Source organism: Dehalococcoidales bacterium, from assembly GCA_028716225.1.
Taxonomy (GTDB): domain Bacteria; phylum Chloroflexota; class Dehalococcoidia; order Dehalococcoidales; family UBA5760; genus UBA5760.
Genome location: JAQUQE010000078.1, coordinates 1 through 4,628, shown reverse-complemented (window position 1 = coordinate 4,628; position 4,628 = coordinate 1). Strand labels below are relative to the sequence as shown.

At 51.8% G+C, this 4,628-nt stretch carries 3 protein-coding genes and 1 CRISPR repeat array; of the genes, 2 read left to right on the top strand and 1 reads right to left on the bottom strand.

The genetic code is table 11. The features are described from left to right. Position 1: 1 nt before the first annotated feature. Positions 2 to 640: a CRISPR direct-repeat array (repeat unit 29 nt; unit sequence AATGTCCCCACAGACGTGGGGGTGAACCG). Between the two features lie 175 nt (positions 641 to 815). Both istA and istB read left to right on the top strand, forming a co-directional pair. Beyond that, a complete protein-coding gene (gene istA / locus PHI12_13550; GenBank protein MDD5511817.1) occupies positions 816 to 2,354 on the top strand; it encodes an IS21 family transposase in 1,539 nt (512 codons plus the stop codon). Then, positions 2,348 to 3,124, top strand: a complete 777-nt coding sequence (istB, locus tag PHI12_13545) for an IS21-like element helper ATPase IstB (GenBank protein MDD5511816.1) — start codon at positions 2,348 to 2,350, stop codon at positions 3,122 to 3,124. The genes istA and istB overlap by 7 nt, the downstream gene beginning before the upstream one ends. Before the next feature lie 286 nt (positions 3,125 to 3,410). On the opposite strand, the gene PHI12_13540 is transcribed toward istB, so the two are convergent. Then, a complete protein-coding gene (locus PHI12_13540) occupies positions 3,411 to 4,406 on the bottom strand; it encodes an IS481 family transposase (protein ID MDD5511815.1) in 996 nt (331 codons plus the stop codon). Positions 4,407 to 4,628: the final 222 nt, after the last annotated feature.

Genomic DNA, 4,628 nt, shown 5'->3' with positions numbered 1-4,628 from the left:
AAATGTCCCCACAGACGTGGGGGTGAACCGGTCAATTCCTTACTGGCTTTGCATCTTGTAACAATGTCCCCACAGACGTGGGGGTGAACCGGGCCGGAGCACCGCATGGCCATTGAGCGTAAAAATGTCCCCACAGACGTGGGGGTGAACCGCTCCAGCAGTTTCTCTGCTATCATGTCCCACAAATGTCCCCACAGACGTGGGGGTGAACCGGCCATACAGGCCAAGTACCAGAATATATAATGAATGTCCCCACAGACGTGGGGGTGAACCGGATATTTGTCCTGGTCTTTCGGTTACTGTCAGAATGTCCCCACAGACGTGGGGGTGAACCGTTGATCGTGGAGATCTCCGTCAAGGATTTTCGAATGTCCCCACAGACGTGGGGGTGAACCGTCATCGGAAAAGGAAGCTGAAATCGCTATCCGAATGTCCCCACAGACGTGGGGGTGAACCGCTGCCCGGGTTGGATCTCCGCGCGTACGGCGGAATGTCCCCACAGACGTGGGGGTGAACCGTGCGGCTAGGAGAGGACGTAGTGCTTGTAAGGAATGTCCCCACAGACGTGGGGGTGAACCGATGACCAAAATTATCAAAAAACTCAATCCGAAAATGTCCCCACTGTCAGTAGCCGGGCTATACTATACCAGGGACAGCCGGCATAAGTAGTCCACCCATGAGCGGCATATCTATACCACCCATCGCCGCCATATGCAGGCCACCCGACCGCCGGCATAACCTTGCCACATTCTGAGTCGTGGTCATTTGCAAATGACCGCCCATCTGATGGAGACTAACTCCAAAGGGAGGGCAGAATGGAGAGACTCAGAGTGCAAGTAATAGCAGACATCATCTACCGGCTCAGGGCCGGACAATCCCAGAGAGCCATCGCAAAAGACCTTGGCTATGCCAGAGACACAATACGCAACTATCACAGTTGGGCAAAGGAGAGAGGCTATCTCGATTCCGGCCTCCCGCTCCCCGAACTATGCGAACTCTCGGCAGAACTCGGCCCGATAACAAACGTTCGGAAAAGCAATATCTCCACAGTCGAGCCGTATCGGCAGACAGTGGAGAAACTTATAGATCAAGGCGTAGAGATGGTCGCGATCCACCGTCGGCTGGTTAGAAACCACGGATACACAGGCAGCTACACATCCGTGCGCCGGTTCGTCTCAAACATAAAGCCCAAAGAGCCGACAGCCGTGATCCGCATAGAAACAGAACCAGGCAGGGAGGCCCAGGTAGACTTCGGCAGCGCCGGCAGGATGTACGACCCGAAGACACATAAAACAAGGCAGTCATACTGCTTTGTTATGATGCTCTCATCCTCCAGACACCAATATGTAGAGTTCGTCTTTGATCAGAAGATGGAGACATGGATAGGCTGCCACAGGAGAGCCTTCCGAAGCTTCGGAGGCGTACCAAAGGAGATCGTAGTCGATAATCTCAAGGCGGCGGTGATAAAGGCAGGACTGGACGATGCCGTACTCTCCGAACCGTACAGACAGATGGCCCGTCACTACGGGTTCCTGATCCATCCCTGCCGTCCGAGAACCCCCGAGCACAAGGGAAAGGTAGAGAACGGCGTTCACTACGTAAAGCGCAACTTCCTTGCAGGAGCCGAGTTTCTGGACATAAACGATGCAAACAGGCAGGTAAAGGAATGGGTGGAATGTGAAGCCGGACTGAGGATTCACGGCACAACGGCAGAACAGCCGATCAAAAGATTCTACGAGAAGGAGAAGCATGCGCTCCTGCCACTGCCGAACGAAGAGTTTGAACTATTAGAGGTGCGCCAGGCGAAAGTACACCGGGACTGCCATGTGCAGATAAACGGGAGCTACTACTCCGTGCCCTTCAAGTACATCGGCAGGAAGCTCGATATCCATGTATACGAAAGAACGGTACAGATATACAGCGGAGTGGACCTGATAGTAACCCACGAAAGAGCCATCCGCAAGGGCCAGAGAATAACCCGAACAGAGCACTACCCGGAAGACAAATCGATCTACCTGACGAGGACACGGGAGTACTGCGAGAACCATGCAAACCGGATAGGCCCCAGATGCGGCGAAGTAGTAGCCCTGCTGTTATCGGTCAGGCCGCTGGACAATCTAAGGGCAGTACAGGGGATAATCAGTCTCGCAGGCAAGTATGGAGATAAACGGCTGGAAGCAGCCTGCGCCAGAGCCCTGCACTACGGCGTCCCCAGGTACAGGAAGATAAGAGATATCCTGAGAGCCGGCATCGACCTTGAACTAGCAAAAGAGCAGATGCAGCCGGAACTTAAGATCTACGAATACGCCCGAAGCGCCGAAGAGTTCTTCGGAGGGGAGGTGGTATCATGCTAAACCATCCACTCCTCCCTAAACTGCGGGAACTGAGGCTCTCCGGCATGATGGATACACTGGAAGAGCGGTCCGAGCTTGCAAGGGAACAGAGCCTCACACCAACGGAGTTCCTCGCCCTGCTCCTCGATGATGAGATAGAACGGCGCCGATACAGGAAACAGAAGCGAATGGAGAGGACCGCCGGGTTCGAGAGCATAAGGCTCCTCTCCCAGTTCGACTTCGGCGCAGTGCCTGCCCTGGATAAGAGCGTTGTTCTTGAGATGGCGACATGCGGCTTCATCATGGAGAAGCAGAACTGGCTTATCTGCGGACCCACCGGTGTCGGCAAGAGCCACCTGGCATATGCGATCGGGTATGAGGCGATAAAGCGGGATATGAAAGTACTATCGTATCCTGCGCACAGGCTGCTTACGGAACTCTTCGCATCGAGGGCGGACGGAACGTATCCCAGGTACATGCATAAGATCATCACCGCAGACCTGCTGATACTGGATGACTTTGGTCTGCGGCCGATCACGGTGCAGGGCGCGGAAGATCTGTATGAGCTGATACATCAGCGGTATGAGAGGGGCAGCATCATCCTGACATCGAACAGATCGCCGTCTGAATGGCCGGAACTCTTTGGGGATTCGCTCTTGGCATCGGCGGCACTGGACCGTCTTACGCATCATGCCAGGGTGACACTGATCACCGGTGAGAGTTACCGGCAGAAGGAACGGAGAAAGGGGGTACAGAGGGCAGATACAAAACCAGAAATCACAGACCGATAAATCATATTTTACAAATGACCCTACTCAGAAAAAATGGTATAGTCATGCCGCTCATTCACTGGTAGGAATATGCCGGCGATTGACAATCGGCCCCCGAGAATATCTCCATCGCCTTCTCCCAGGCCGGGACGTTGCCGTGCGTATCGCTTATTATACCGATTTTCATCGTTTGCACTCTCCGTATGTAGATCCGGTACCCTTTCTCGGCAAGGCGGAGTAATGGAGTGGTGGAAATCCATTACTCGTCTTGGTATCAAACATCCAAATGATGAATGATTACTAATTGTCAAGTCTCACCACCTTGTGAACAGTAACGCAGGAGGTGAGTAGGCTCCTTGATAAAGATGCTTGGAGAACACTCGTACCATTCCAAGACCTTTTCGTACGGGGTCTTACGTCCGATACGGCGGTGCTTTCTCCAAAAGTTATACTGGATGAACCACCTGTAAAGGTCTGCCATCATCTCCCCTGCATCAGAGTAGATATGCGACTTTACAGTATCATCCTTGATCAATCTGTTTGTACGCTCCACAAGACCATTGGTCTTTGGAGTATACGGCCTGGTTCTCCTGTGTTCGATGCCTAATGCATCGCATATGTCATCGAAGGGATGTATATCTTTGGTCTTTGTGCCATATCGGTTTCTGAACCCATCCAGGGTGAACTCTCGGCCATTGTCGGTCAGTATCTTTTTGATAATGAACGGATAGAAGGACAGGCATCTGCCAAGGAAATCCACAGCAGATTCCTTGTCCTTGTGCTCATAAACATGCAGAAAGACGAGCCTTGTAGCTCTGTCCACTGCTACAAAACAGTATCTTCTTCTGCCGTCTATTCTTGGCAGGTAAAAACAGTCTATATGCAGGTATCCAGGCTCATAATCCTTGAACCTGCCTATCTCTTCAGGCTGTGTAAGTCTTGGGAGTCTGTTTGCTCCCTTTCTTACCAGCAATCGATGTATGCTGGAACGGGTAGCATGAGCAAGAACAGGCTTTACCGTGTCCAGTACATCATCGAGTGATAGTCGTTTCTCCCTTAGGGAGAGGATAAGCTTCTGCTCCTCAGGAGTGAATGCATAATGAATTGTATGAGGCCGAGCACTGAGATCGTTCTGATCGTCTCTTGCTCTCCACTTTGATACAGTGGCAGGCGAGATATGCAATGCTTCTGCCAGTGATCGAGAGCTCCTGGTGGTCAGTCTTATAAATAATCGTTGCTTTGGACAGGTTGTTGCGTTAGAATGGATGCGCATGCGGTCAGTCTCCTTTGGTGATTTGGTCATTACCAAAAAGACTACTGCATGCTTCTTCCTCTATGCAACCCCTCTGTTCATAATCTCATGAAACTCAACAACTAAATGCTATGAGGCTTTCATGTTTACTACGATAGTGCCAGCGCAAGAATAAAGGTGGGAGTTGTGCGGCGATACAATCATCGAGGATACTCTCAAGGTCTTCTACAACATCATCATCCATCACTTCCTCGTCATCGGCCCTGGAGAAGA

What these genes read in the sequence shown, in the direction of transcription:
- istA (MDD5511817.1), top strand. Translation starts at nt 816, where the DNA reads ATGGAGAGACTCAGAGTGCAAGTAATAGCAGACATCATCTACCGGCTC.
- istB (MDD5511816.1), top strand. Translation starts at nt 2,348, where the DNA reads ATGCTAAACCATCCACTCCTCCCTAAACTGCGGGAACTGAGGCTCTCC.
- PHI12_13540 (MDD5511815.1), bottom strand. Translation starts at nt 4,406, where the DNA reads ATGACCAAATCACCAAAGGAGACTGACCGCATGCGCATCCATTCTAAC.